Annotated in this window: 39 protein-coding genes and 1 pseudogene; 31 read left to right on the top strand and 9 right to left on the bottom strand. The window is 58.5% G+C overall.

Annotated elements, in window-relative coordinates; translation table 11 throughout:
* Window positions 1-20 precede the first annotated feature (20 nt).
* The 6 genes and pseudogenes from D3M70_RS09130 to D3M70_RS09110 all read right to left on the bottom strand — a co-directional run bounded on the left by D3M70_RS09130 (window position 21) and on the right by D3M70_RS09110 (window position 2,929).
* The gene (locus tag D3M70_RS09130; RefSeq protein WP_120125452.1) at window positions 21-221 is read right to left on the bottom strand and encodes a hypothetical protein; all 201 of its coding nucleotides are present in this window, start codon (window positions 219-221) and stop codon (window positions 21-23) included.
* A gap of 478 nt (window positions 222-699) precedes the next feature.
* A pseudogene (csrA, locus tag D3M70_RS32945) lies at window positions 700-867 on the bottom strand (carbon storage regulator CsrA); the annotation flags it as partial.
* Between the two features lie 46 nt (window positions 868-913).
* Window positions 914-1,084 (bottom strand): hypothetical protein, encoded by a 171-nt coding sequence (locus D3M70_RS31910; RefSeq protein ID WP_165869764.1) that lies wholly within the window; start codon window positions 1,082-1,084, stop codon window positions 914-916.
* Window positions 1,085-1,522 carry a tellurite resistance TerB family protein gene (locus D3M70_RS09120; RefSeq protein WP_120125450.1) on the bottom strand — a complete coding sequence of 146 codons (438 nt, stop codon included), beginning with the start codon at window positions 1,520-1,522 and terminating at the stop codon, window positions 1,085-1,087. It abuts the gene before it with no gap.
* Between the two features lie 141 nt (window positions 1,523-1,663).
* Window positions 1,664-1,975 carry a response regulator transcription factor gene (locus D3M70_RS09115; RefSeq protein ID WP_120125449.1) on the bottom strand — a complete coding sequence of 104 codons (312 nt, stop codon included), beginning with the start codon at window positions 1,973-1,975 and terminating at the stop codon, window positions 1,664-1,666.
* A gap of 138 nt (window positions 1,976-2,113) precedes the next feature.
* On the bottom strand, window positions 2,114-2,929 hold the full coding sequence (locus D3M70_RS09110; RefSeq protein ID WP_120125448.1) for an XRE family transcriptional regulator: 816 nt from the start codon (window positions 2,927-2,929) through the stop codon (window positions 2,114-2,116).
* 76 nt (window positions 2,930-3,005) lie between these two features.
* On the opposite strand from D3M70_RS09110, the gene D3M70_RS09105 reads away from it, so the two are divergent.
* The 16 genes from D3M70_RS09105 (at window position 3,006) to D3M70_RS09030 (ending at window position 13,123) form a co-directional block, all read left to right on the top strand.
* A complete protein-coding gene (locus tag D3M70_RS09105; protein WP_305955076.1) occupies window positions 3,006-3,302 on the top strand; it encodes a YdaS family helix-turn-helix protein in 297 nt (98 codons plus the stop codon).
* A complete protein-coding gene (locus D3M70_RS09100; protein WP_120125446.1) occupies window positions 3,299-3,844 on the top strand; it encodes a KilA-N domain-containing protein in 546 nt (181 codons plus the stop codon). Before D3M70_RS09105 ends, D3M70_RS09100 begins: the two co-directional genes overlap by 4 nt.
* A 583-nt stretch (window positions 3,845-4,427) precedes the next feature.
* The gene (locus D3M70_RS09095) at window positions 4,428-4,760 is read left to right on the top strand and encodes a hypothetical protein (RefSeq protein ID WP_120125445.1); all 333 of its coding nucleotides are present in this window, start codon (window positions 4,428-4,430) and stop codon (window positions 4,758-4,760) included.
* A complete protein-coding gene (locus tag D3M70_RS09090) occupies window positions 4,757-5,248 on the top strand; it encodes a helix-turn-helix transcriptional regulator (RefSeq protein WP_120125444.1) in 492 nt (163 codons plus the stop codon). The genes D3M70_RS09095 and D3M70_RS09090 overlap by 4 nt, the downstream gene beginning before the upstream one ends.
* The gene (locus tag D3M70_RS09085; RefSeq protein ID WP_120125443.1) at window positions 5,245-5,538 is read left to right on the top strand and encodes a hypothetical protein; all 294 of its coding nucleotides are present in this window, start codon (window positions 5,245-5,247) and stop codon (window positions 5,536-5,538) included. Before D3M70_RS09090 ends, D3M70_RS09085 begins: the two co-directional genes overlap by 4 nt.
* Entirely contained in the window at window positions 5,535-6,275 is a 741-nt protein-coding gene (locus D3M70_RS09080; RefSeq protein ID WP_120125442.1) for a Rha family transcriptional regulator, read from the top strand. The genes D3M70_RS09085 and D3M70_RS09080 overlap by 4 nt, the downstream gene beginning before the upstream one ends.
* A complete protein-coding gene (locus D3M70_RS09075; RefSeq protein WP_120125441.1) occupies window positions 6,268-6,579 on the top strand; it encodes a hypothetical protein in 312 nt (103 codons plus the stop codon). The genes D3M70_RS09080 and D3M70_RS09075 overlap by 8 nt, the downstream gene beginning before the upstream one ends.
* Window positions 6,576-7,172 carry a hypothetical protein gene (locus tag D3M70_RS09070; protein WP_120125440.1) on the top strand — a complete coding sequence of 199 codons (597 nt, stop codon included), beginning with the start codon at window positions 6,576-6,578 and terminating at the stop codon, window positions 7,170-7,172. Before D3M70_RS09075 ends, D3M70_RS09070 begins: the two co-directional genes overlap by 4 nt.
* On the top strand, window positions 7,169-7,396 hold the full coding sequence (locus tag D3M70_RS09065) for a hypothetical protein (protein ID WP_120125439.1): 228 nt from the start codon (window positions 7,169-7,171) through the stop codon (window positions 7,394-7,396). Before D3M70_RS09070 ends, D3M70_RS09065 begins: the two co-directional genes overlap by 4 nt.
* Window positions 7,396-8,340, top strand: a complete 945-nt coding sequence (locus D3M70_RS32210) for a hypothetical protein (protein ID WP_177418396.1) — start codon at window positions 7,396-7,398, stop codon at window positions 8,338-8,340. The genes D3M70_RS09065 and D3M70_RS32210 overlap by 1 nt, the downstream gene beginning before the upstream one ends.
* Window positions 8,327-9,148 (top strand): ATP-binding protein, encoded by an 822-nt coding sequence (locus D3M70_RS09055; protein ID WP_120125438.1) that lies wholly within the window; start codon window positions 8,327-8,329, stop codon window positions 9,146-9,148. The genes D3M70_RS32210 and D3M70_RS09055 overlap by 14 nt, the downstream gene beginning before the upstream one ends.
* A complete protein-coding gene (locus tag D3M70_RS09050; RefSeq protein WP_120125437.1) occupies window positions 9,145-10,572 on the top strand; it encodes a replicative DNA helicase in 1,428 nt (475 codons plus the stop codon). The genes D3M70_RS09055 and D3M70_RS09050 overlap by 4 nt, the downstream gene beginning before the upstream one ends.
* Window positions 10,565-11,896, top strand: coding sequence for a site-specific integrase (locus tag D3M70_RS09045; RefSeq protein ID WP_120125436.1), 1,332 nt, complete (start codon window positions 10,565-10,567; stop codon window positions 11,894-11,896). Before D3M70_RS09050 ends, D3M70_RS09045 begins: the two co-directional genes overlap by 8 nt.
* Window positions 11,893-12,456 (top strand): hypothetical protein, encoded by a 564-nt coding sequence (locus D3M70_RS09040; RefSeq protein WP_120125435.1) that lies wholly within the window; start codon window positions 11,893-11,895, stop codon window positions 12,454-12,456. The genes D3M70_RS09045 and D3M70_RS09040 overlap by 4 nt, the downstream gene beginning before the upstream one ends.
* Complete coding sequence (locus D3M70_RS09035) at window positions 12,453-12,740, top strand: hypothetical protein (RefSeq protein WP_120125434.1); 288 nt, start codon at window positions 12,453-12,455, stop codon at window positions 12,738-12,740. Before D3M70_RS09040 ends, D3M70_RS09035 begins: the two co-directional genes overlap by 4 nt.
* The gene (locus tag D3M70_RS09030) at window positions 12,737-13,123 is read left to right on the top strand and encodes an antiterminator Q family protein (RefSeq protein WP_120125433.1); all 387 of its coding nucleotides are present in this window, start codon (window positions 12,737-12,739) and stop codon (window positions 13,121-13,123) included. The genes D3M70_RS09035 and D3M70_RS09030 overlap by 4 nt, the downstream gene beginning before the upstream one ends.
* Before the next feature lie 1,152 nt (window positions 13,124-14,275).
* Here D3M70_RS09030 and D3M70_RS09025 read toward each other — a convergent pair.
* A complete protein-coding gene (locus D3M70_RS09025; protein WP_120125432.1) occupies window positions 14,276-14,500 on the bottom strand; it encodes a DUF6555 family protein in 225 nt (74 codons plus the stop codon).
* 93 nt (window positions 14,501-14,593) lie between these two features.
* On the bottom strand, window positions 14,594-14,827 hold the full coding sequence (locus D3M70_RS09020) for a hypothetical protein (protein WP_120125431.1): 234 nt from the start codon (window positions 14,825-14,827) through the stop codon (window positions 14,594-14,596).
* 118 nt (window positions 14,828-14,945) lie between these two features.
* On the opposite strand from D3M70_RS09020, the gene D3M70_RS09015 reads away from it, so the two are divergent.
* The 3 genes from D3M70_RS09015 to D3M70_RS09005 are packed head-to-tail and all read left to right on the top strand — an operon-like array spanning window position 14,946 to window position 16,413.
* Entirely contained in the window at window positions 14,946-15,317 is a 372-nt protein-coding gene (locus D3M70_RS09015) for a chemotaxis protein (protein ID WP_120125430.1), read from the top strand.
* Window positions 15,317-15,676, top strand: a complete 360-nt coding sequence (locus tag D3M70_RS09010; protein ID WP_120125429.1) for a hypothetical protein — start codon at window positions 15,317-15,319, stop codon at window positions 15,674-15,676. Before D3M70_RS09015 ends, D3M70_RS09010 begins: the two co-directional genes overlap by 1 nt.
* Before the next feature lie 11 nt (window positions 15,677-15,687).
* Window positions 15,688-16,413, top strand: coding sequence for a hypothetical protein (locus D3M70_RS09005; RefSeq protein ID WP_120125428.1), 726 nt, complete (start codon window positions 15,688-15,690; stop codon window positions 16,411-16,413).
* Here D3M70_RS09005 and D3M70_RS09000 read toward each other — a convergent pair.
* Window positions 16,400-16,732, bottom strand: coding sequence for a hypothetical protein (locus D3M70_RS09000; RefSeq protein ID WP_120125427.1), 333 nt, complete (start codon window positions 16,730-16,732; stop codon window positions 16,400-16,402). The two genes, D3M70_RS09005 and D3M70_RS09000, sit on opposite strands and share 14 nt — an antisense overlap.
* Here D3M70_RS09000 and D3M70_RS08995 point away from each other — a divergent pair.
* From D3M70_RS08995 to D3M70_RS08940, 12 genes are all read left to right on the top strand, one after another.
* The gene (locus tag D3M70_RS08995; RefSeq protein WP_120125426.1) at window positions 16,731-16,931 is read left to right on the top strand and encodes a hypothetical protein; all 201 of its coding nucleotides are present in this window, start codon (window positions 16,731-16,733) and stop codon (window positions 16,929-16,931) included. The two genes, D3M70_RS09000 and D3M70_RS08995, sit on opposite strands and share 2 nt — an antisense overlap.
* Window positions 16,932-17,079: 148 nt before the next feature.
* Window positions 17,080-17,613 (top strand): terminase small subunit, encoded by a 534-nt coding sequence (locus D3M70_RS08990; RefSeq protein ID WP_120125425.1) that lies wholly within the window; start codon window positions 17,080-17,082, stop codon window positions 17,611-17,613.
* Complete coding sequence (locus tag D3M70_RS08985; protein WP_120125424.1) at window positions 17,585-19,492, top strand: phage terminase large subunit family protein; 1,908 nt, start codon at window positions 17,585-17,587, stop codon at window positions 19,490-19,492. Before D3M70_RS08990 ends, D3M70_RS08985 begins: the two co-directional genes overlap by 29 nt.
* Window positions 19,493-19,494: 2 nt before the next feature.
* Entirely contained in the window at window positions 19,495-19,722 is a 228-nt protein-coding gene (locus D3M70_RS08980; RefSeq protein ID WP_120125423.1) for a hypothetical protein, read from the top strand.
* 1 nt (window position 19,723) lies between these two features.
* Entirely contained in the window at window positions 19,724-21,340 is a 1,617-nt protein-coding gene (locus tag D3M70_RS08975) for a phage portal protein (protein WP_120125422.1), read from the top strand.
* Between the two features lie 2 nt (window positions 21,341-21,342).
* A complete protein-coding gene (locus D3M70_RS08970) occupies window positions 21,343-22,572 on the top strand; it encodes a S49 family peptidase (RefSeq protein WP_120125421.1) in 1,230 nt (409 codons plus the stop codon).
* On the top strand, window positions 22,569-22,919 hold the full coding sequence (locus D3M70_RS08965; RefSeq protein ID WP_120125420.1) for a head decoration protein: 351 nt from the start codon (window positions 22,569-22,571) through the stop codon (window positions 22,917-22,919). Before D3M70_RS08970 ends, D3M70_RS08965 begins: the two co-directional genes overlap by 4 nt.
* Before the next feature lie 60 nt (window positions 22,920-22,979).
* Entirely contained in the window at window positions 22,980-23,984 is a 1,005-nt protein-coding gene (locus D3M70_RS08960; protein WP_120125419.1) for a major capsid protein, read from the top strand.
* The gene (locus tag D3M70_RS08955) at window positions 23,984-24,307 is read left to right on the top strand and encodes a hypothetical protein (RefSeq protein ID WP_120125418.1); all 324 of its coding nucleotides are present in this window, start codon (window positions 23,984-23,986) and stop codon (window positions 24,305-24,307) included. The genes D3M70_RS08960 and D3M70_RS08955 overlap by 1 nt, the downstream gene beginning before the upstream one ends.
* On the top strand, window positions 24,307-24,789 hold the full coding sequence (locus D3M70_RS08950) for a hypothetical protein (protein WP_120125417.1): 483 nt from the start codon (window positions 24,307-24,309) through the stop codon (window positions 24,787-24,789). Before D3M70_RS08955 ends, D3M70_RS08950 begins: the two co-directional genes overlap by 1 nt.
* A complete protein-coding gene (locus tag D3M70_RS08945) occupies window positions 24,776-24,982 on the top strand; it encodes a hypothetical protein (RefSeq protein WP_120125416.1) in 207 nt (68 codons plus the stop codon). The genes D3M70_RS08950 and D3M70_RS08945 overlap by 14 nt, the downstream gene beginning before the upstream one ends.
* 3 nt (window positions 24,983-24,985) lie before the next feature.
* Window positions 24,986-25,735 carry a hypothetical protein gene (locus tag D3M70_RS08940; RefSeq protein WP_120125415.1) on the top strand — a complete coding sequence of 250 codons (750 nt, stop codon included), beginning with the start codon at window positions 24,986-24,988 and terminating at the stop codon, window positions 25,733-25,735.
* The last annotated feature ends 5 nt before the right edge of the window (window positions 25,736-25,740 follow it).

The following is a 25,740-nucleotide window of genomic DNA, read 5'->3' as shown; positions in this document are numbered from 1 at the left end:
TTGTGCCTTTGCGAGACCTGCTACTCACGAGCGGCGCCCTCGCCCGATTCGGCGACCGTTCGCAGCTTCAGCGCAATACCACAGGAGCTTGCCAGCGCGGTGAGTTGGCCAACGGTCGTTTCTGGATTTTGCAGAGCCTGGCCAAAGCGGATAAGGCGCTCGCCAAGACTTGTGAACTCAGATTTCTGATACAGGTGCGTGCCTTGAGCGGTGATGGTCATAGCTGCAACCTCTCATCCTGTGGGAGCGGGGCAGCCTGCAAGGCACCATTTTCTGGTGTCGCGCTGGCCGGAGACGCCCGGTTTTTCTGGGGCTTGGGGGTGGCGTTCTGTGGGAGCGAGCTGTCTGGTAAACAGCTGATTCCACCAGAAGGAGTGATCCAGCAAGTCACCTGGCGCCGCGCGTCGTGCTGGACATCGATCAGCACCTGAGGTTGCTCGGCGTGGGCGAGGCAGGCCAAGGTCAGCAAAGCTATCAGGATCAGTCCGTGCTTCATTGATCCACCCCGAGCGCTGCGTTGTAACCGGCCAAAAACTGCACGTAAGAGCTCTGCGCGTACTTGTCGATGAAACCTTTCTCGTTGAACTCCAGATCCTCGGGAGCGAAACCCGCTGGATTCAGCCTGGCAAACGCCCGACGTGGATCGACGTCAGTAGCTGCCTGTTTGACGCGGTCATCAATATGCGACGGTCCGCTGGAGGCCAGTTCGCGCTGGATACGCTGGAATATCTCCTCGCGGTGGATTTGCACGTGGGCTGGCGCTTGGATGCCGATGCGTGCCTGCTGGCCCTGAATACCAAGAATGGTCACAGCGACTTCGCTATCGATTCGAAGGATTTCGCCTACGCGGCGGGTAAGGATGAGCATTGCTTGAATCTCCTTGAAAGTGGGGCGGCGAGTCCCGCCCCATCGCTTAATCGCCCTTGGGCGCTTTCCCGGCCAGCAGCACGATCAGCAGCAGCGCGACCAAAATCAGGTCACCTACCATCGAAAGCAGGCGGCTGGCCGAATCCACGAACACCACACCACCAGCCAGCCCAAAGGCTGCCCAGCGGCGGGCGCGGTCGCTGAAACGGCGGAACATTTACAGGTAGTCTTTCAGCGAAAGGCCCATGAGCTTCGCGGCCTTTTCGAGCACCGCCATTTCCTTGTCGTCGATGTCGCCCGACGCTTCGGCGATGGTCAGCATGACGTTGATCACGATGGCCGCTTCTTCGGGCGAGTGAGCCAGGTCTTTCAGCTCCTTCTCCGCGTTCATGCGCAGGATGCGGTGGCCGCCGTCGTGAAAGTCCTTCTCGGCGCGATCCATGGTGTTGGAGAGCTCCGGGCCGAAACCTTTAAGCTGCGGCGTGTTGGCGATCAGCTTCTCGGCCTTCTTCAACTCGTCTTCGCTAACGTCACCGTCGGCAGCAGCCACGTAGAAGGCGCCGTAGACGATCGCCTGCATAAGGTCGCGGTTCTGAACGACCGACATCGCCGCACGGGCCTCACGCCCTTTCTTGCCAAACAGTCTTCCAAGCATGGGTATTTCCTCTTTTTCAGGCCGAACGAATCCCGGCCGCGTTGTTGGCTTTCGCAGAAATCAGGTTTGGTTAATGGGTCAGATCAGCCTGAGCACCGGACTGCGTCCTCTCGCGGAAGGCGCACGCCGCTGCGAAAGCGGTCATGCGATGAAGACGCCGTCGTGCGATTCGTCTCGTTGATCGTCTGGGGTCGGGTTGCTGACGCCGGCGAATGAAATCAAGCCCATGGCGAAAGCGCGAGCTACCAGTTGCGTACGCTTAACGACGCCAAGCTTTGTCGTCAAAGAGAGCAGGCGCTTGCTTACGCTGTCCGGAGCCAGGCCCAAATCTCTTGCGATTTCCTTCGTGCTGCAACCAGCAGCGACTGCGAGTAAGCACTCCAACTCGCGAGGAGCGGCACCGCGCCCGAGGATGCCGATGAAGCCGTGGGCGGTAATGGTTGCGGTAGTCATGATGGAAGCTCCGTGCTGATTTCGATTGGCCAAGTAAACACCCTGTTTATCGGTCGGTCAACACGTTTTGTTTATTTTCTGTTTACTGGAGCGAAAAAAAACCGCCCTCAGGCGGCTTGGTTTCATTTCAGCGCGGTGCTACCCAAAGACAGACCTTGGGATTTTACCGTCGACCACTGTGCCAATGATCTCCCAGTCATCATCAAGCGTCCTGATGGGATATGCGGGATTTAGTGGTTTGAGAAAGAAAACTCCGGCGTCGTGCTCCAAGCGCTTGAAGGTAGCCTCATGACTGTTGATAAGCCTCGCCACGATGAGCTGACCAGGCTTTGGCTCGACATCAGGGGCAACAAGAATGAGGAAGCCCTCGGGAAAGCTGGGCCCTGTTGCGGTCATCATCGAACTGCCTACCACTGGCAACCAGAATCCCGACGGTCCAGCGAACACCTCTGATCTATGTCTTGTATTTGATTGAAGCGAACCGAAGTCCATAGACTCCACACCTCTGGCTGCCTGAGCCCAGCTGATCTCAGGGAAATCAAACATTAGAGTATCTGGCGGGTTGATAGCGTCGGATCGTTGATTGGAGTACTGGGCCCATTCCGAGAAAGCGCGGTCAGCGCTTTCCTGTTCGCGTCTGGCAAGACTCGCGTGATCCTGCTTCGCCCACTCGGCATACCGTCTATCAGCGTCAGCCCTCTCACTCTCAGAAAGATGGCTGTAGTGGGCGTCAATTCCGGAAACCAACGCCTCTCCGGTGCCGCTTTCCAGCCATTCCGGCCTAACGCCAAAATATTTCGACACTGAAAGCAAGCCCTTCCCTGGCACGCCGCGGACAAACCAATTATTGAGCGTCTGATTGCTGATTCCAAAATCAGCAGCGAATTGTGACGGTGTCCGCCCTGTAGAGCGAAGCAGTTCTTTGAGGCGCTGACCTGAATGTGATGTGTTCATAAACACCTAGTTTACGGGACTTGCCTTGTTTATTAAATAAACGTATTGTTGATTCATCGCTCAAATTTTACCCGGAATGTTTATGAGTCAAACACCGTTGGATCGAGCAATCGCAGAAGCAGGGTCCGGCGCCGCACTTGCGAAAATCGTCGGCGTAACGCCCATGGCCGTTTCTTATTGGAAGGTCCGCGGGGTTCCAGCTCACCAGGTTTTAAGCATTGAATCTGCTACCGGCGTACCTCGTCACGATCTTCGTCCTGACATCTATCCAGAATCCGGCTCGACCTTGAACGCAAGTCTACGCTCAAGTCCTGCCGCTGATCAGTCCGCTGAAAATGCTGGCGTTTTGTCCAGTGCCGGAGGTGCGCAGTGAACAACGTCATTCCGTTTGAGTTCGACGGGAAGACTGTCAGGTTCAATACCGAAGGCTGGCTTCATGCAACCAAGCTGGCCGATCGCTTCGGCAAGCGCATCGATCACTGGCTGGATAACGCTGAAACCCTGGAATACATCCAGGCGCTCGATGAGCATCTGACCGGTGTCGAATCCACAATCTCAAATACCCGTAATTCCGGGTATTTGGTTGCACGCCGGGGTAATGGGGGTGGCACGTGGCTGCATCCGAAACTCGCGATCAATTTCGCTCGTTGGCTCAGCGCTAGGTTTTCCGTCTGGTGTGACGTGCGTATCGAAGAGATTCTTCTCAGCGCGCCCTCTGCGCTGGAAGACTTCAACCGCACCTGCAAAAAGTTGAATGACAGGAGATCGCTTGCCAGCGCATGTGGTCGCGGGCTGTGGGAGTGGCAGCGCGACGAGCCGCTCCTAAGCCTGGAAGTCGAGCGCAGGCTCAATGTGTTGCAAATGACACTCGGCCTGAATTCGCCCAATCAGCCTCGCTCGAAGGCTGCGTTATGAAAAATCTCACGCCCTCAGAAAGCCCGGTCAGTAAGGCTTTGGGACCAACTGCAAGTAGTTCGAATGCATCGAGATCGGATGTCGGCCATTCTTTTCGAGTACTGCCAACACCAACCCATAGCACCGGAGTGTCTATCTTGCGCCGAAAAGAAATACAGCCGCATGTGACCTTGGCTAATCATCGCAGCAGCGCTCTGACGGCTCGAAAGATTCCGCATGCTGAAACTTTTGTAGGGGCAGGCTGGCAGTCGTTCAAGCGGCTGAAACCAGTTTCAAAGCAAACCTGCAAATATGGATCAGTACCCACCCACTATTAGGGGTAAGCAAGACTCTATTGGCCAATGCATAGACCTTTCAGAAATGGAAGGCCCTGGTCGGCCCCTGATCAGCGACTTCCAACTATGGGCGTTTACCGATTTGATGAGCCCTCGATATGACTAAACGCCATTGCCTGTATTTGTTGTCTGGCTGACTTTTCCCCAGGCAACAAAAAGGCCAGCTGTGGCGGCTGGCCTTCGTAGTACCCATCGCTTGTTCGCGCAAGCAACTTAACAACTTCTTCGTTCTGTAGGAGGACGATTTCATGCACCCGAAAAATAGCATCACCCCTGAAGTAGTGCAACAGCTACTGACTGTAGAAACCGATTTCGGCAACACGCCAATCGACAATCGCGGAGCCATGATCTTCAACGTTGCAGCCGGAACCAACATCGAAGATGCGCTCCAGACCGCCAAGACTCTTTCATCGGGGCTGGGGCAGATCTGCGACCACCTGCATGACTCACTGAACATGGGAGAAATGGCCTACTGCGACGGTGTGAAAACGCTGGCGCTCATCGCAGAAGCGGTCAGCGCACTCGTCTGGTCGGTTCAGCGTGGCTTGAAGCCAAAGGCCGAAGGGGAGGCGCACCAGTGAATACGCCAATTCCAACTGTGCCACAGCTCGCCGCTGAGGCTGCGTTCCAGCTTCAGGCTTGTCTGGATCAGCTCAATTGGCTGACTGCTTTAGCCTGCGCCATTCAACTTGATCACTCTCACGGTCGGGGCAAGTACGCCGAGCACCTGGCGCAGGTAGCTGCGTATCTGAGCGACACCGGCTTCGCCGGCGTGCACAGCGCGATCGAGGAGTTCAATAGCTTGAGTGAATCTGCGCCACGAAACGCCGAGGTTCTGAATCGTGGCGCGGTGGGTGAGGGGGAGACTCTTGCTCAGCGCATCATCTGGTCCCGCGAGCGGGCCTCGTTAAGTCAAGACGCGTTGGCCCGCCTTATCGACGTCAAACAGGGCACGCTCAGCTACCTGGAGTCCGGGAAGACAAAGCGATCTGCCTGCATCCCTGATATCGCTCGCGCCTGCAAAGTCGATATCGAGTGGCTCGCTTTCGGCTTGGAGGGTGCTCAATGAATTTCCTCCCCCCTACTGTTCTCGTCATCGAGGGCGAGGTTCTGGCAGACATCACTGTCACCGCTCAGCAAATGGCTCAGCTGAACACAGCCCGTGAAACCTTCCGCGAGCTGCGCTCCATCCTGCTTGCGCAGATCGTCCCGTCGCTCGACGGCGGCTGGAAGAACCCGCTCGCTACCGAGATCGAAAGCCGGCTCGAATCGATCACCTTCGCAACCGGCAATTTCTTCTGGAAAGGTCGTCACGCTGGGGCAGCTCACGATGCGATCAATGTCGGAGGTGGGCAATGACAATCGTCATCATCAAAGACGGCGATGCTGTTACCACCAGCTTGGCTATAGCCGATGGCTGCGAAGTCGACCACGCCAGTGTTATCAAACTGGTTCGGACCTATCAGAGTGATCTGGGAGAGTTCGGGGAAGTCGGATTTGAAATCCGACCTAACCCTCAAGGTTCGCCAACCGAGTATGCATTGCTCAACGAACAGCAATCGACGCTCCTGCTGACCTATATGCGCAATACCGACATCGTCCGCGCCTTCAAGAAAAGGCTGGTGCGCGAATTCTGGCGGATGGTTCAGCAGCGCATCCGGCCAACGCCAGCACTCCCCAGCGACTACATCACCGCTCTTGAACATCTGTTGGCGTCGAAGCGGTCGGAGCAACTGGCGATTGATCAACGTGATCACGCCGTAGCCACCAAGGCCGAGATCGGTTCACGGCGCGAAGCGACTGCCATGGCTGCCGCATCGGCTGCTGTGCGGCAGGTCAGGAAACTCGAGGCCGCTCTCGGTCGCGGAGCGCTGGAGGCGACTGTCACCGCCGTTGAAAAAGCCGCCAGGCGCAAGTTCGGCAAGCAGGGTTTCCGCCCGCTGAAGAACTGGTGCGAAGCGCATGGCGTCTCGGCGCCGAAGGTCCACGACACGCGTTATGGCTGGGTTCGCTCTTGGCCCGCTGCCGCCTGGGCCGCTGTTTATCAAATTGAACTGGCCGACCTGTTCGGCACCGGTGGAGATTCCCATGAGTAAGATTTTCAACGAGCAGGCACACATGGAGCTGATCGCCGAGGCCGCAGTGCTGTATCAGTTGGCTGAGACGAAGCGCAATTCGTTCCGGCGTGAGCTGAACGACATGTACACCGTTTTCTTTCAGGCCCATGGTCGCCCGTATGGCGATGAACGACGTCGTATCGACCCTGATGACGACGCCTACCTGCCGGTGCTGGATTTCACTAATGCCGCCTATGACCGCTGGAAGACCCAGCGCGATTTGACCACGAAACTAAAACGCAAACTGCGCACGCTCGTTGAGCGCCTGGGGCGTGTGCAATGACCAACGTTATCGATTTTCCAGTGAAAGAACTGACGTCGATCGTCGACGAATCCTACTTTGAGAAGTTCGAGGACGCGGCCCTCCTGCTGGCGGTTTTTGAAACCCTAGCTGACGCCGTGGAAGTGATCGAAGAGGGCGTAAAAATCCGTAAAGGGGATGACACCCACATCGGCATTGTCGAGGCCTGCATGGGGCTGGCTGTGTTGTTCCGGCGCCGAACTGGTTACGACGTACAGCAAATCTCTTCTGATCATTTGGAAGAGCAGCGCCGATGCTTGCTGGCGGGCGAGGAATTGCAATCGTTGGCCATCCCTATCAGGCCCCCAGCTCTGCGCCCGCTGCCGGTGTCGGCATTCAATCACATGCCAGACCTTCTACTGGCGCAGGCGGGTTTCAACTATCTCAGCAGGGCGCACGAGCACATCCAGAGCAACGCGCCTCAGTTGGTGGAGCTTGACCTGGCGCGCTCTCACTCGCTCGACGCCATGAACGCCTTCAGCTTGATGATCACCCGTCTCGCCGGTGTCGCCCAGCAGGAAACAGAAGGTGATCACACCAAGATCAACGCTCCTGGCTCGGAGACACTGCAATGACAGCCACGAACCTGAATCACCCTGCAGGACTGCGTCCTGTTGCCCCTGCGATCGCTGGACCATGGCCGAGCTATGCCCAGTTTAAGGATCTTCCTGAACGCCAACGCTGGGTGCTCTATGGCTCTGCGAAGGCGTACCGCGATGCTCTCCAGCTGCAAGGTCTGGCTATGGCTGAGAGCTACGACGCTTTCATCAAGCGCGTCTGCGCGGAGCTCGACATCTGATGGCCCGAGCAAGAAACATCAAGCCTGGGTTCTTCAGCAATGAGTTGCTGGTCGACCTGCCCGCGTTTGATCGTCTCGCCTTCATTGGCTTGTGGTGCCTGGCAGACAGGGAAGGCCGTCTTGAGGACCGCGTTAAGCGGATCAAGATCGAGTTGTTCCCCTGCGATGACTACGACGTCAATGCAGGGCTGTCACGGCTTGCTGCTGCTGGGTTTATCACCCGGTATCAGGTAGCAGGGCATTCAGTGATCGAGATCGTCAATTTCCAAAAACACCAGAGCCCGCACGGATCTGAAAAAGACAGTCTTTTACCAGATGCAGACGGTTATCTAACGGTTCATGAACGGAAAAAGAACGTTGTCGTAACCGGTTCTAACAGGAAGGTTCTCGTTAGCGAACGAGAGTTTAACGTTAACGAACCGTTAGAGCCTGTGAACCCACCGTTCGATAACGCCCTGATTCCTGATTGTGGAATCCTGAATCCTGATTCACTGAATCAAGAATCAAAAGCTCTTGGCGTTTCTGACGAAACACCGGCAGACAGGGATAGCGATCAACCTGGCAATCAGGAAAGCGGCGATCAATCCGCCAAACCAGCGAAAGCCTATTCGGACGAGTTCGAGGCGTTCTGGCGTGAATACCCACGTCGGCATCGTGCCTCACCGAAACCTGAGGCTTGGAAGAAGTGGCAGGCCCGCCTCAAGTCTGGGGTTTCGCCCCATGACCTGATCACCGCAGCTACCAACTACCGACTCGAGCAGGAATCGTTCGGCAAGCTGGGCACCGAGTTCGTGAAGCAGCCTTCCACGTTCTTGGGTGCCGGTGAGCACTGGACCCCCTATGTCGGCACTCAACCCGCGCTTAAATCTCAAGGCCCGCAGGCAAGCGCCGTGCTGTCCGTCCCAAAGCATTCGCAGGAGATGTACCCCAATGACCGTTTCTAAATTCAGCCCTGGGCCGCGCGTTGCCGAAAGCCGGATGCGCTCCTGTGGGGTTCCTGGCCACAACCAGTTCATGCAAGGCTTGGTCGAGCAGTTCGACGGAACCTGGAAGCTCAGCACCTGCTCGGCGTGCCGCTGGCAGGCATTGCACAACACGCCGAAGGATCAAGAAGCCCACCTGAGCGCGGTGGCGGATGACATGGCCGAGGACCTGAACGCCGCTTTGCTGGCTACCGGGATAACGCCGCGCTTCCGCACATGCAGCTTCGACAGCTACGTCACCGGCGAGGATGCGGCCAAGCAGCGCGTCCTCAACATCTGCCGCAAATACGCCGAGGGTTTCGAAAAGCATTCCAAGGATGGCCGCGCGCTGATGCTCATGGGGGAGATCGGTTGCGGCAAAACGCATTTGGCGTGCGCAATCCTGCAGCACGTTGTCCGGCATGAGGGGCGAACCGGTCTGATTGTCACAGCTGAATCGATCACCCAGGCGGTGACCGATAGCTTCCGCAGCAATGCGGGTCCGTCCAAATCCGAACTGATCGCCGACTTGGCTAGCGTAGATCTGCTGGTCATCGACGAGGTGGGATTTCACACCCCGAAGCCCGGCAAGGATTTCACGCCCAGCCTGTTGCATGAAGTGATTGACGCCAGATATCAGCGCGTCCGTGCAACGGTGGTGGTGAGCAACCAAACGCCGGACAAGCTGCAGGACTTCATCGGCCCCCGTGCCGCTGACCGCTTGCGCGAAAATGGCGGCTTGCTGGCGCCGTTCACCTGGTCCTCGGCACGTTCCGGAGGTGCGGCATGATGGATTATCCAGACATCGCCGGGTCAACCTACGGCGACGTGCCTCATTCGGCGCTGTACAGCCACGACGCGGAATACGCGCTGATTGGCAGCATGATCCACCAGCCCGATCTGATCGACGACGCGGGCGCACGGCTCGAAACGGGCGACTTCCATCATCCGGCCTGCGCTGAGTTGTTTGAGATCATGCTGGCGCTGCGCTCAAAGTCACGCGCCATCGACGTTGTTACGCTTTCCGATGCGCGCTCGCATCTGGCTGACGGGCAGAGCACGTTGGCGGTGGCGGCACACATTGCCCAGAACACGCCCAGTGCCGCGAACTTCACTGCCTACAGCAAGATCGTCAAGCAACGGTCGGTCGCTCGCCGGGTGATCGCCGCCGCGCAGGTAATGAGCGAGCGTTTGCAGGATGGCGCCGCATTAGACGAGGTGTTGAGCCAGGGCCAGCAAGCCTGGATGGCGCTGGAGGCTGAGGGGCTGGATGCTCGGCGCCGATATCGGTTTATCGGTGAGATCCTGCCCGAAGCTGTCGAAGGCATCGACCGGCGTTTCAACCGGGAGGTGAGCCTCGGTTTCGATACGGGCCTTGCCTCGCTGGATGCCTTCATCCCTGGCATATGCCCTGGGCATATGGTCGTGATTGCGGGTACGCCAGGTAGCGGGAAAACCACGCTGGGCCTGAACATCGCCGAGCGTGTGGCGCTGATCAAACAAGTCCCGGCGCTGGTGTTCTCGATGGAAATGACCGACGTCGAGCTGACGAACCGGTCCTTGGCATCCGTGGGCAGCGTCCAGCTCAAGCACATCGCAGAAGGTCATTCAATGGCCGACTCGGACTGGCCGGGTCTGACGTCAGCAGTGAGCAAGCTCAACGACGCGCCACTGATCTTCTGTGACGACTCGACGTTGACCCTGCGAGACATTCGCCAAATCTGCCGCACCGTCAAACGCGAGCATGGGCTTGGAATGGTCGCCATCGACTACATCGGTCTCATCAACGGCGAGAACAAGTCATCCAGCCGGTATGAACAAGTGACTGACATCTCGAAAGGGCTGAAGCGATTGGCCAAGGAACTCGGTGTGCCGCTGGTAGTGCTGGCGCAGTTGAACCGGGGCCCGGCCAGCCGCGCGAATAAGCGCCCTGCCAAAAGTGATCTGCGTGACTCCGGCCAGATCGAGGCCGACAGCGATGTCGTGATTCTGGTGCATCGTGATACCGAGTCGGAAGCGGGGCAGGCGGGTGTCACCGAACTGATCGTGGACAAGAACCGTCACGGCCCAACGGGCTCATGCCGGGTGCAGCACCAAGGCGCGTTCCATCGATTTGTTGAACTGATCGGCTACCAGCCGACAGACGAGGACGTCGAGATGAGCCGCCCGTCTTCCGGGCGCAAGTACGGCAAGGGGAGACCTGACTATGAGTAACCTGCTCAAGACCCTGACCGTGGTGATGACCGACGCTGAGATTCGCCGCCACGCCCAGCTCGAGCACGTGCGCGCGCTGCGCGATGCTCGCCATCCGCAGTTGCACTTCCGCTACTCGACGGTCGATCGCCGTCGCGGCTCATGGCACGTCGTGATCGGTGGCAAGTGGGGCAAGGCGGGCAGCTATCCGGGTATCAACGCCAAGCTAATGCAGGCCACGTTGCCGGAGATCCTGGCGCGCCGGGCTGCTGATCCGGATGCGACGTCGACCACCACCAGCTGGCGCACCGTGGGTGACGTACTGAGCTGGTACACCGACCGCATGAGCCGTGACCGGGGTCTGTCGGCTAAACGTAAGGCCAGTGCTCAGTCGGCGCTGCGCTGTCACCTGGTGCCACGCCTTCAGGATCTGGAGTTGGCCAGCCTCGACCGGCCGACGCTCGATCGGCTGCTGATGTGGCCGATGCAGGAGGAATACGAACTGTCGTTCGTGCGTTCGGTGTGGGGTGTGCTGGCGGTCGCGTTCCGCCAAGCCACGCGCCTCAAGTTGCTAGGGACCAATCCGATGGCCGACCTCAAGTTCACCGACTTCGTCCGGACGCGGATCAGGCCCAAAGCTGCCCGCTTGCGTGGTGATGACCTGCCTGCGCTCCTACAGACGTTTGCCGAGCAATTCGACGCCGTGCCGGTGCAGGCCATGCTGCCGCTGATGATGCTCTGCCACGGCACGCGGCTCGGTGAGACCCGGTTAGCGCGCTGGAAGAACATCAACCTCAAAACCCGACAGTGGTTCATCCCGGCCGCGGAGACCAAAACCAAAGCCGAGCACACCCTGCCGCTGACCGAACAGGCATGTGCGCTCCTACAGCGATATCGGACGATCCAGACCGGGGCAGGCTACACCGGCCCGTTCCTGTTTCCCGGCAGCAACGGTTCGGCACTGAGCCCCAGCAAGGCGTGCACGGTGTTCACCAGCGTGAGCAAGGGCGAGTGGTCGAGCCATGATCTGCGCAAGGTGGCACGCACGGCGTGGGCTGATCTGGGCGTTGATTACATGGTGGGAGAGATGCTGCTCAACCATGCCATGAAGGATCTGGACGCCACGTACATCCACACCACCGCCGAGGGCATGAAGCGCAAGGCGTTGGAGGACTGGCATCAGCACCTCGATCAGCACGGTTTCGCCCTGATCCACACCGGGACATATGCGAGACAGGAAACCACGGCTATGACAGCGCAGGCCAATGAATCCGTGGCTTACAGCGCGAATCAACATCCATCCCAAGGGAGGATCCAAATTGAATCCGAGGAGGACAGGCCATGAAATTTTTCAGTTGGTTGAGAGGCGGATCGGCCGTGGCAGACGTCACTCCGTCCGCGCCGGCAGAGATGCTGCAAGGCGGGTCCGCCGTTGTGCTAGAAAAAGGGCAAATACTTGCCCCACAGGCGAAGTGCCCGGAAGCGCAGCGCATTGCCGACTCGCTCCGTGAATTCCCTGACGACTGGGCTTGGCGCCACAAGGGTTATGAGCTCGAGCACGTCCCGACGGGGTTTTGCATATGGGTAGCGAACAACGACTACGGCCTGGCCGAACTTACCAGCCACGGCGGAAAGCATGAGTTCAACAAGGCAGAGCAGCTGACTATTTGGCCCGCCGTAGAGGCTTGGCTATCGCGCGGCAAGGTGGGTTTCACGGGCCGACTGCCGAAAGTGAAGATCACCGGAAAGAGCGGCACCTACTGGTGCGTTGCAGACGGCCACCCATGGGCTGGCGTTGGGGATTCCCCAGCGCACGCCTACCGGTCATGGGCGCATGCCGTATCGGTCGAGCAGCGCAAAGCAAACCCAAAACAGAAACTGCATGTGTGGAGTGCACCGCAATGAGCAACGTAACTGCGGCATTGCCGCGCAAAAGCTTGACCCAGGTGGAGTGCAAGTTTCTCAAGATGGGCAACCGGATGCTGCTGGAACAAACCAATGGGCGAATCGCCTCGGCGGCTCTGATGGACATCGTTGCGGACTGGCATGGTACACCCGGCCAGATCGGGTTCGAGGCCTACGCGAAAGCTTGGGTGCTTGAGGGCAACGCCAGAAACAAACATGCCGACAAGATGCTGCGCGATCTGCTTGGCCTGAACAACGAACCAGATCCGAGGAAAGCGGCATGAAAAAACGTACCTACACCGACAAGCCGCTGGGCGACACCGAATATCTGTTGGAGCAGTGGGGCAGCTGGCGTATGTCAGGGATGGGAGTTCCGCGTTATGTTTCGCAGCTTGCGTCAGTGGTTGCCCAGGCAAACCCATGCGATGACGGGGTGAGCTACGTAATCACCGATGATGTGGCGATGGTGGTAGACGCTACTGTTGCCCGCCTGATCAAGCGTAACCAGCAGATGGGCGACTTCGTCTGGCTGTACTTCGGAGCGAAGTGGACGGCGGTCAGGATCGGTGAGCAAAACCGGATGGCAGAGCGCAAAGCTCGGGAGATCATCAAGCAAGGCGTCGCATGGGTTGATTCGGCGCTGGAACATTTTCGCGAAGCTGCGTAAATAGTTCTATGCGGGCGGATAAACACCTGTTTTCATGGCACGGTGTTCAACGCATTCAGCGCGACACCCATACACGATGAAGAAACCCGGCCATATCTGAGCCGGGTTTTTTATGCCTCGAATTTGCGCATGCGGCAGATACACCGAGGGTTCACGTTGTGAATCAAGGCGAAAGCCCCGGCTCCTTGCTCTACGGGCGCAGATAGGCGCATGGGTTGCGACTACGCGGCCGGCGCCGATAGAAGTCCTGCTTCGGCAGGCCATCCGGGTTGATCTCCGGATGATAGACAGATCCTGTATTACTGATGAAGGGATCCCCCCAGCGGTTCTTGGCCATGCGCCGGAGCCTAGGACGAACTTGATACTACGCTTAAAGTCTAGAATGACTATGCCGAATCTATATTGGATTGCGATCTAGACATGGGCGAGAGAATGCGTGACGAGTTTGAGGCTACTCAGCCTAGAAATTTGCTGGACCGTTCGAAGGATGGCTATGCGGATCCATCGACCAACCGCGAATGGGTTATATGGCAGCGTGCCTGGTGCGCAGCACTGAACTCAAAGAGCCCGAGGGTTGATGGAACGCCACCATCGGGGACGCTGACTGCTGAAGAAGCTGAATTTGTGAAGTGGCTGTACAAGGATTCCCAGGATTAGGCGCCCTCTACGTCATATAAACAGCTCTAGCCGCCCTTAAGGCCACGTATCTATCAAGCCTCGCCAAGTGCGGGGCTTTTTTGTTTCTGCATGGTGGAGAAGCGGCCTATCTCACCGGCAAGCTCTGGGGTCATATTCAGTTCTAGCAACGCGTGGGAAGACACGCATTCATTGATCACCGAACCAGCAGTGGAGCGTGATGTCGACGATAATGACGGTTAGATGATATCGTTATGTCATCACTGAGTGGTGGCATGATGGTAGTTGAGAAGAGCGGCCTCGATGTTCCAGAGCCTTGGCGGTCGCAAGGCTTTGTACGGGTTTGGATGGTCAGTGGTGACCCAATGCTTACCTGCTTCAGTCGCGAGCAGGCCGATCGCCTTGCGGAGCTGCTTTCAGAGGCCGCCAATGCTTCCAGTAATGCCGGTATCAGGCCTAGCCCATCCGTGAATACGCTCTCTCCTAGCAACTACGCAAGGGAATCTGCTTCACAAGCTAAGCCTGGGACCACTCGACATCAGTAACTCCCATCCTTTCAGCTTTGGGTTTGCTCAGCTTAGTGATTGGGTCGTTGCGATACTTAGGCAGCTGCCCAAAACCAGCGTCAACAGTCGCCCAGTGCCACGCCTCTGCGTTATCCATGCACGCCGCGCGGACGTAAAAGGTTTTGTAGGCTCCGTCGAGCAGATAGTCGATTCGGTAGTGGTGTTCCTGCGCCATGATCCCGTCTCCTTGGCATTGGTCACCATAACTGATTGGCGGGACGGCAGAAAATTCCCAGCGAGCTGTTCACCTATTAGACGTCTGTCTCGGTCACAGATGCTTTTCGTGAGGTGTGTCAACGCTCCAAGCGGTTAAAGCGATCTCAGCTTCGGCTCGCAGCTCTTCATACTGTGTCCGCTCAATGAGGCCGCAGTCGAAGATGGATTCTATATAGCCGTCAGCCATCGCTTTGTTTCGTTCGGCTAGTCCTGGCACCAAGCTGCGACGTATCACTTCGATCATCGAGCGTGCGCGAGCTACTGCGCTGTGGTTGGTCATATGCATTGCCTTGCTTCCTTTCGTTGGTGATCCTGGCTAATCCGCGTCGGTCTTTGAGGGAGTGTTTAGCAGGAAAGTCTATACGAGCCTCGGCACAAGCCGGCTTTTACATTTTGGAGTAGCGATGGACCCCACCGACCTTGGCCCAGGCACAGCTACCTGGCTGGGCGGCACTGGGACTGTATTGCTCGCCGGTTTCCTATGGCTGCGCAAGTTCCTGTCGCGAGACGCGGCTGATCGCGCCATGGACAACGCCGATATCGGTACTGTCCGCCGTCTGAATGAGTTGCTCGACTCTGAACGCACCGCCCGCAAAGAAGCAGAAGCTCGGGCTGATCAGTTCGCAAAAGAGCGCAACGAACTCGCCGCCGCAGTTGGCCGCATGGAGGGGAAGATCGAAGCCCTAACCAGCCAGGTCGCGCAACTTACTGAAAAGGTGACCAGCCAAAGCGAAGAAATCGCGCGGCTTCGGTCGCAGCTCGGAGGCGTCAGCTGATGGATAGATGCGCAATGGAATTTATTGCTCGCCGATGGTGGAGGCGGGTGGAGGTTTGGGTGATCGCGATGCTGCTGATCATTGGCGGCGGATTCTTCGGATTCCAGATCAGCCAATGGTCGCTTGCCAGCTCCTACCTGCAGCAGGTCGCTTCGGTTCGATCTGCTTACGATGAAGCTCTGAAACAGCGAGACCTTGGGCTAAACAGACTCGCCGAGAACACAGGCAAGGCAGCGGAGAAGGTCGAGGCCGCTGCGAGTACAGCTACCCAAGCAGCGAGTACGGCAACACATGCCGCCGACACTGCGAGTAAAGCTGCCGACAAAGCCGATGCAGCATTGGAGCGCGCCACTCAATAGCAGGAGTCTGCATGATTCGTGTCCAGTCATCTGGCCTCGCGAGCAATCTCGCTGAGCTGACAGATATTGAGCGCAATCAGATCCCATTCGCGACAGTCCTCGCCCTGACCGAGACCGCCGAGCTGGTAAAGGCCCGGCTCGAAGGGGAGATGCGGACGGTCTTCGACAGGCCCACTCCTTACACACTTGATAGCCTCAGGCTGATACCTGCCACCGAGCAGAAGCTTGAAGCAAGGGTGTGGATCAAGGACGAGGCCGACGGCGCGGCACCCGCTACACGTTGGCTTACGCCGGAGGTGTACGGCGGGGAGCGTAGCCACAAACGTAGCGAAGGCCTGTTGCGAGCGCGGGGCATCCTGCCTGATGGCAAGTTCATCGTGCCTGGAAAGGGCATGAAGCTGGACAGCTACGGCAACATCAGTCGCGGCCAACTCCAGAAGGTCTTATCAGGCCTCGGCGCGCAAGGCGACCGATTGCAGAACAGCACCGACAGTAAGCGCAGCATTGGCAACCGCACCCGTTACTTCGTCATGAGACGAGGCCGGGAGGCCATTGGTATCGCAGAGCGCACGGGTACCAAGCGAGCGAACGTACAGATCCTGATCGCCTTCACCAGTAAGCCCGGTTACGCGAAGACGCTCGATTTCTTCGGCATCGGGGAGCGGGAAGCAGAGACTCAGTTACCCATCCAGTTCGCGAAGGCGTTGGACCGGGCGCTGGCCACTAGGCGTCGCTAGGACTTTGGCGTTCTTTCTGAATACGCCTGAGGTGATTGATTTGCCCCCGGATACGGTTAGGCAGGTCATAGGCGATCTCGGTTAGCAATCCTGAAGCGCCGCCTTGATGGCGGGCGTGCCGCTGCTCGCTATAGAACACGCCTGCCAATTCAGCCAGCCGAGACGCCTTCTCAGAGATGTATGAGTCGCGACCTGACATCTGTGCGGCCAGGAAGCGGATGCGACTGAGCACCGTAGGGTTTGGCTCTGGCCGGTCGTGCTTGGAGAGAATCGCCTCAATTTCATCTAGAGACACAAGTACGTGCTGGAGGTCATCCATGTCTGTTCCTTTCCATGTACCGCCGTCGAAGGCGGAGTTAATTCAGGTGATACACGTTGCCGCAAGTCGGGGTGATGGATCAAGTGCCAACCCGGAGCGGATCATCGATCTTTATTTCTCGCCTACAGGCGAGCTCTTGGCTTGCAACGATCCGCTCAACGGACCGCCTGACTCGTTCATCCCAGCCCATTCGGTTTGACCCAAATCGAATCACTGGCGGGGAGTTGACGTGCTACAAGGGTCCTTTCTCCCCACCCCCTGGGGTGAGGGTAATTCGAGCCCCGATTTTCCATTATTTATGACTTTTTTTGAGGGCGGGGCGGTTCCGGTTCCGGTTCGGGTGAAAAATGGCGAGTCAGATCGAAGTCGCAGCCCATCTGGACCTCACCGACCGTCAGGTTCGAAACTTGGTTGCAGACGGCGTATTACCCGCTTCCAAGGGGCGCGGCGGCATGGATATCGACTCGTGCCGAGTCGCCTACATCGCGTATCTGCGCGGCCTTGGTAGCAGACAGGTGAAACCGGAAGTCCCCCCTGTTGAAACGGACGGGATCGACCCACTGATCGAATACAAGCTCATGGAAGAGCGCCGCGGCCTGACAGCTGCTCAGCGGATCGGCCAAGAGAACAAGAACGCCGTTTCTGCCCGGCAACTGGTGCCCGTCGATTTCAGTACGTTCGCCCTGTCCCGCGTCGTTGAACAGATCGGCTCTGTGCTCGACACGGTCACGCACAAGGTGAAACGAAAGCACCCCGACATCGAAGTACGCCACGTCGAAGCCATGCAGCGGGAAATCGCGCTGGCCCGCAATATCGCCTCAGAACTGGGCGACCAACTGCCCGAGATTCTTGATGAGTACCTCGCAACCCTGGATGAATGATCTGCGTAAAGCGATCAAGGCCGGGTTGCAGGCGCTTTTTAAGGAACCACCGCTGACATGCGTCGATTGGGCTGACACCCATTTCTATCTCTCGTCAGAGTCTTCTTATCAGGAAGGCAAATGGGAGACCGCGCCGTTCCAGGTGGCTCTGCTCAACAGCATGGGCAACGACCTCATCATGTTTTTCAACCTGATGAAGTCCGCGCGTGTTGGTTACACCAAGATGCTCATGGCGAACATGGGCTACAAGGTTCAGCACAAGCGTCGGAGTGTGGCGGTGTTTTCACCTACCGATCCCGACGCTGAAGACCTGATGAAGCAGCATATCGAGACGATGGTGCGTGACGTGCCAACGCTTCTGGATATCGCGCCCTGGTACGGTAAAAAGCATCGCGACAGCTCGCTCAGTTCCAAGCGCTTTCTGAACAAGAAGATGCTGTGGTGCAGAGGCGGCAAGGCGAGCCGGAACTATCGCGGTATCTCTGCCGATGAGGTGGTGTACGACGAGCTATCCAACTTCGAGCAGAACGTCGAAGGCGAGGGCGCCCCGACCTTTCTCGGCGACAAGCGTCTTGAAGGCGCCACGTTCAAGAAGTCGATTCGCGGCTCTACACCCAAGATCAAAGGCACATGCCAGATCGAAAAGGCTGCGAACGAGTCGCCTTACCTGCTGCGATTTAACATCCCGTGCCCGCACTGTTTGAAAGAGCAGCACCTGAAGTGGGGCGGGAAAGATTGTGATTTCGGCATCAAGTGGGAGCGCGACGAGCACGGCGAAATTTCCAAAGCCTGGTATCTGTGCGAGCACGCCCAGTGCGTCGTCTGGTATCACGAGATGGTCGAGGCCGCCCATCAGGGGCGGTGGATCTGCGAGAAGACCGGCATTTGGACTCGCGACGGTATCGATTGGTACGGAGCAGATGACGAGCTTCGCGCCACGCCGCGCAATGTCAGTTTTCACATCTGGACGGCCTACAGCACCTTTACCACCTGGTTGGAAATGGTCCTTGAGTTCGACAAGGTCAAGGACAACCGGGAAAACCTAATTGCCTTCGTCAACACCACATTGGGTGAAACGTGGGAAGACGATCAGGGCGAGAAGGTTGACTGGGAGCTGCTGTACGGCCGCCGAGAGGTCTACCCGCAAGTGCCGGTTCGCGGCCTCACACTGATGGGTTCAATCGATACTCAGGACGACCGTTACGAGGGCAGGGTCTGGGCCTTCGGCCAGGGCGAAGAAGCGTGGCTGGTTGATAAATGGGTGCTGATGGGAGATCCCGCCAGCGAAGAGCTTCGTAAGAAGGTCCGACTCAAAATTCGCCAGCAGTACGTGCGCGGCGATGGCGCGAAGATGGGTGTGGAGCGCTGGTGTTGGGACTCCGGCGGCCACTATACCGACGAGGTTTACGCAGAAAGTCGCCTGCTTGGAGATACCTGGGTAATTCCAGTCAAGGGGGCGAACGTCCCCGGAAAGCCCATTGCCAACTGGCCGAAGTCGCGTAACGCCAAGAAGGTCTACCTGACCGAGGTTGGTACCGAGAACGCCAAAGAGCTGATTTACAGCCGCTTGAAAATTCAGCCGGACACATCGGGCGTTCCGGTTCCGGGCTGCGTGCACCTGCCGGCGAACGATGAGATTTGCGGCGAGGACGAGCTGAAGCAGCTCACAGCAGAAACCAAAGAACTGAAAATTGAGAAGGGCAAGCGGGTTTATCGCTGGACGGCCAAAGGTCGCCGCAACGAGGCGCTCGACTGCTTCGTGTATGCCTTGGCGGCGCTGCGAATCAGCCAGCACCGGTTTGGTCTGGATCTGGAAATGCTGGCGGGCGTTAAACGTCGATTGCCACAACGAGGAACCCGAAGCCGGGCCAGAGGATGAATATGAGCACATCTGTTCCGACCACTGCCGCGCAGGTTCGCCTTTCCGCCGTTCAGGAGGCCATTGCCAAAATCCTGAAAGGCGGTCAAAGCGTCCGGTATGGCGAGCGGCAAGTCACCCGGGCTGATCTGGGAACCTTGCGCAAGCTCGAAAACGACTACGCGGCCGACGTGGCTGCCGAAGCCAACCGCAATCGCGGCCGCAACCGAATCAGCTATATGAGGATCTGACATGGCTTGGTGGACACGTACCACTCCTGAAGAGCGGATGGTGCGTGAAGCCACGCGCGCCGTCACCGGCTTGGTGCAGAGCCAGCCCCGAGCCCAGGGCGGCGGTGGAGGAAGCGAAACACGCTGGCGCGGCGCCTCACGAATGCTGCGCAGCATGTCGAGTTGGATTCCTTTTCTCGGCAGCCCGAACCGTGACCTCAGTTCGCCGGAGCGGAAAACGCTCGTTGCCCGATCCCGGGACGCGATGCGTAACCACCTCATCGCCCGCGCGGCAATTGTTCGGTCTCGCACTAACGTTGTCGGCACAGGGTTGATCTGCCGGCCCCAAGTCGACCATGTGGCGCTTGGCATGACTGAAGAGCAGGCCGACGAGTTCAACGCGCTGGTGCAGCGAGAGTGGGAGTTGTACGCCGGTGATCCCCGCGAGTGTGACGCTGAAGCAACGTTGAATCACTACCAGCTTCAGGCACTGGCGCTGGTGTCGGCAATGGCTGGCGGTGACTGCTTTGTCGCTACGCCTTGGGCAGAACGTCAAGGCACGATTTACAACACGCGCCTGCAACTGATCGAGACGGATCGGGTATCGAACCCCAACGGCCGCCCTGATACCGACAGGCTTGTCGAGGGGATCGAGTTTGACGACCTCGGCGCGCCAGTCGCGGCCTACATCTGCAACGGTTACCCCGACGACAAGATGTTGAAGTCACCGCTTCGCTGGGATCGTGTGGAGTTCTTTGGCGCAGAAACTGGCCGTCGAAGGTTGTTGCAGGTCTGGTGCGATAAGGAGCGGCCGGGGCTCAAGCGCGGGGCGCCGTACCTAGCGCCGATCCTCGAACCGCTGCAGAAGCTCGAGCGTTATGCGAGCGCCGAACTGATGGCTGCCGTTATTTCGGCGATGTTCACGGTGTTCATCAAGAAGAACGACAACTTCAACGATGGCGGGCAGGGGCAGGCGGTATTCGGCGATGAAGACGCAGGCGTAGGCGGGGACCTAGGTCCAGCGCCGCTGGAGCTTGGCGAGGGCGCGATTGTCGACCTTGCACCAGGTGAAGAGCCGATGATCGCAAACCCGGCCCGCCCGAATGCCCAGTTTGACCCGTTCTTTTCCGCAATCGTGAAAGAGATTGGCGCCGCGCTGGAACTGCCGCTTGAAGAGCTGATGCTGCACTACAGCAGCAGTTACAGCGCCGCCCGCGCCGCGATGCTTCAGGCTTGGCGGTTCTACACCATGCGCCGCTGGTGGCTAGTGTGCGACTTCTGTCAGCCGAGCTACGAATTGATGTTCGATGAGGCCGTGGCCGCTGGGCGCATTCGTGCACCGGGCTATCACGACCCAGCGCTACGACGCGCTTACACCCAAGCCATTTGGATTGGTCCGGCGCGGGGCGCAATTGATGAACTCAAAGAGGCAAAAGCCGCTCGCGAGCGCATCGATGTCGGCATCAGCAACGAAACCATGGAAACCGCAGCGATGTCCGGAGAGACCTGGCAGCAGGTCAATCGTCAGCGTGCGCGTGAGCTGCAGCAGCGCCGCGACAACGGAACCACGCCTGTAGCCGCAGCGGCTTCTCCATCGGCGCCGGCGGCACTACCCGAAATACCTGAAGACGAGGAATGAACATGGCAAGAGCCTTTGAGCTGGCCAGCGCTCAGCCTTGGCTGATGCTCCCGGACGCCCTGGACAATCTTCTGTCGATTGCTGATCGGCAGAACGATCTGGAGGCGTTGGAAACTCGCCTGGGCAGACAGCTCGACCACACCCACACCGTCACACAGCGGGGAAACGTTGCGGTGATTCCGGTGACCGGGCCAATTTTCCGATACGCCTCTTTCTTCACGCGGATCAGCGGTGCGACCAGTACCGGAACGATCGCCACCGACCTGCAGGCGGCACTGGACAACCCAGCTATCCGCTCGATTGTGCTCAACATCGATAGCCCGGGCGGTGAAGCGAACGGTATCAACGAACTCGCCGATATGATCTTCGCGGCCCGCGACAGGAAAAAAATCGTCGCTTACGTGGGTGGCAGCGGTGCAAGTGCCGCCTACTGGATCGCGAGCGCGGCAAGTGAGGTTGTCGTCGACGATACGGCGCTGCTGGGCTCAATCGGCGTAGTGCTCAATGTCACCGTCTCAAAAGAGCAGGATGGCAGGAAGAGCTATGAGATTGTGAGCGGCACGGCGCCAAACAAGCGCCCGAACGTGGAGACCGACGAAGGGCGAGCGGAAATTGCCAAGACCGTAGACGCCCTGGCCGATGTCTTCGTGAGCAAGGTCGCGCGCAACCTGAATGTGTCCTCAGACAAGGTCCCCGAAATGGGCGGCCATGGGGGACTGAAGGTTGGAGCCGAAGCTGTCGCATCAGGCCTGGCGCATCGCGTCGGGTCACTTGAATCTGTTATTGCCGAGTTGGCCGGCCCTGCCAGCAACCCACCGAGGAAATCCCTTGTGACCACAGTAAAAACCACGGCGGAGCTGCACGCAGCTATTGAGACCGGAACCGATCCGAAGACCATCACCATCGCGGCAGCCGAAACCGTCGACAAGGACGCGATCCGTGCTGAAGCGGCCACTGCCGCCACCGCGAGCGAAAAAGCCCGCATTCTCGGCATCCAGGCGCTAGGTGTGAAGGGTTTCGAAACCGAAGTTCAAGCCGCCATCGACAGCGGCGTGTCAGTTGACGCGGCTGGCATGTCGCTGTTCAAGGCTGCGCAGGATCGTGGCGTGACCCTCGACAGCATTCAGCGCGACTCCAAGTCCGCTGCAGCTGCTTCTGCTGCGAATGGCAAGGACAAAAAAGAATTTTCCACCAAGTCCATTTGGGCTAGCCGCAAAGGGCCAAAAGCATGAAATACGACATCGTGACCCAGGGCGCGCGCACTGCCGCGTTTCTGCTCAATGAAGCGAGCGGCGAGCGTTCGCGCGAACAGATCCTGCTGCTCAAAGGCGCTACCGCTTTTCCTGCCGGGCAGATCCTGTCGAAGAATGCCGCCGGCAAATACGTGGCCTTCGTAGCGCCCGCTGATGGCGCAACGGTCGAAGTGGCGATTCTCTACGAAGGCCGCGATGCCGATAACACTGCTGACCGCTACGCGGCGGGGGTGGTGCGCGACTGCGAGGTGATTGAAAGCCTCCTCGTCGGCCTGACCGATCCTGCCCGAGTTGCACTGGCTGCCGCTGGCATCATCCTGCGCTGATTCAACCCACCCGATTAATACAGACCGCCGCTGGCGGTTTTTTCGTTTCTGGAGAACGGAATGGCCGATTTGAGTATTTTCGCGGGCGACGAGTTTGGTCGCATCGCCATGACCACCGCCATCAACCAGCCGGTTGAAGGCCAAGCGGTTCCTACCCGCCTGGATACGCTGTTCGAAGAAGAGGGCGTGACGACCACGGCCGTCTTCATCGAGCGCGAGAACGACAACCTCACTCTGGTGCCCGCTGCTGAGCGTGGCGCACCGAGTGACCCAACCACTGGTCCAGGCCGGGACATGATCCCGTTCCAGACCATCCACCTGCCAACTCGCGCCGTCATTCGCGCCGATGAAGTGCAGGGCATCCGTGCCTTCGGCAGCGAGAGCGAGCTGGAGACCGTGCAAGCCATGGTTGAAAAGCGCCTGCTCAAAATGCGCAAACGGTTGGACGCCACCATCCGTTATCAGCGTGTGGGCGCTATCACCGGCAAGGTATATGACGCCGATGGCACCCGTGTGCTGCTGGACCTGTACGCACGCTTCGGCATCGAGCAGCAGACCGTCGCCTTCACCATGAACGCTAGTGAAACCAAGTTGCTGGCCAAGGTCACAGAAGCCAAGCGCAAAGCCGAAGATGCAATCGGCGGGACCGGCATCATTGCTGGCTGGCTGGGTATCGCTGGTCGCAACTGGTTCGACTCGTTCACCAACCACGATTCGGTTCAAAAGGCGTTCGACCGCTGGAACGACGGCCAATTTCTGCGTGACGACCACCGTCGCGACGGCTTCAGCTTCGGCGGCGTCAACTGGGAAGAGTTCTACGGCAACCTGGGCGGCGTTCAGTTCATGGATGCGGACACCGCGTACCTGGTCCCGGTCGGCGTCGATGGTCTTTTCATCACCAACTATGCGCCGGCTGACTACATGGAGACGGTCAACACCACCGGTGTGCCGTTCTATGCCAGCCAAGAGCCACTGCGCCACAACAAGGGTATCGACATGGAGGCACAGAGCAACCCGCTGAGCCTCTGCACCCTGCCGCGCGCGATCATCAAGCTGACCAAGTAATGGGGAGCTCGGAGTTCGACGACATCTTCGACGATGCGGACGATGAGCTTTTCGAGGTGTTTGGCACCAAGGGCGGTGCGCTTTACGAAGCCAAGGATGGCGGCCCATCTGAAACGATTGGCGCGGTCATCCTCGAGAATGTCGGCTCGCCCAACGGTGAGACCTTCGTCGTGGTAGCGCTGGCGGTCGATCTTCGGGTGAGCGAGGTGCCGAACCCGCAGCGGGGCGATCTGGTAAACGTCAATTGCCGGCGTTACGCCTTGTCCGAGTTCCTGGGTACCGATGGAAAAATCAACCGCTACTCACTGCAACCGGTGGACTGATGCCTTCCAATAATCTGCTGAGCGCGGGCCGAAAGGCCTTGATTGAGCGACTTTCGACGATCTCCATCAACAACGGGTACCGAACTCCTGCAGGGGCCAATGTGCGCTCCGGTTGGTTCAACGAGGTGCTCAAGGAGAACGCCGTGGGTTTTCCATTGATCGTTGTTCAGAAAGCCAAGGGAATGGCGCCTGTAGCTGGTCCGCATGCGCTCAAGATCATGCAGGGCTTCAACGTGGTCGGGGCCGTCAAATCAGGGTTGGACGACTACGAAGACGCCGTTGAGGAACTGGAGCATGACCTGTTGCTCTGCCTGATGCCAACCCTTGGCGTTTTGCCGGACTGGCTGCCCCGGGGCGTAACCGGCATCACCATCGGTGCTCCCGAATCGTTCCCGCCTGCCGAGGGAGTCAGTGCCGCCACGGTACTGATCCCCGTTCACCTTCACACCATCATTCAGGTGCAACCAAATGCCCAAAGATGAAACCACGGTGGCTCCGGCCGCTGCGATCGAGACTGCCGAGCGCGCTACGCCTCGGTTTGAGGTCGAGTTGATCAAGCCTCATACCCATGCCCGCGAAGATCTTCTGCCGGGTGCAAAAATCAAAGTCACCGCTGAGCAGCGCACCTGGTTGAAGAGCCTTGGTGTCATCGCCGGCGACACTCCGGAGAAGTAAAACATGGCTCGTGAAATCGAAACTTTCGTCGTCGGCGGTCTGGTGAAGATGCGCCCGTACGGTGTCGGTGGTGCGTTCCTGCCCATTGGCCTGGTATCTACCCTGCAACAGGCCATCGAGAAAACCGACATCACTCTGGCTGACACCACCAGCCCGCAGGGCGGCGAGTACGACGCGATCAGCCGCATTACCAGCATGGGCCTGACCATGAACTGGCGTGAGCTGTACACCGCCAACTTGGCAGCGATGTACTGGGGCGATGTGTCCAAGGTTCCGGCCACCACCGTGACCGACGAGACTCACACCGCGACCAAGGGCGGCACGATCCTGCTGGATAAAATGCCTCTTACTATCACGTCGGTGACCGGTGCGACCGGCAGCACCGTTTATGTCGACGGCGACGACTACCAGATGACCGGGGCCGGGCTCGAGATCCTGGAAGCGGGCGCGATTGCCGACGCTGCTGAACTCAAAATCACATACAGCTCTGCGGCGGTGGATGTTGTCGAGGCGCTGACCAACAGCGGCAAGATTTACGAGATCCTGTTTGAGGGCGCCAACGGTGCGGGTACCAAGCAGCGCATGAACCTGCAGTACTTCCGCTGCCAGTTGAGCCCGGCTGCAAGCACTGACTGGATCAGCACCGATGACTTCATGGGTTCAGAGGTCACCGCCAAGGTGCTTTCCGATCCGGCCAAGGTCGGCGCCGGCAAGTCGAAGTACATGAAGATCATGAAAGAAGTGGCCGCCTGAGCTTC

It is taken from the genome of Pseudomonas sp. LS-2 (assembly GCF_003605735.1).
Lineage (GTDB): Bacteria > Pseudomonadota > Gammaproteobacteria > Pseudomonadales > Pseudomonadaceae > Aquipseudomonas.
This window is presented reverse-complemented; position numbering and strand designations above follow the sequence as displayed.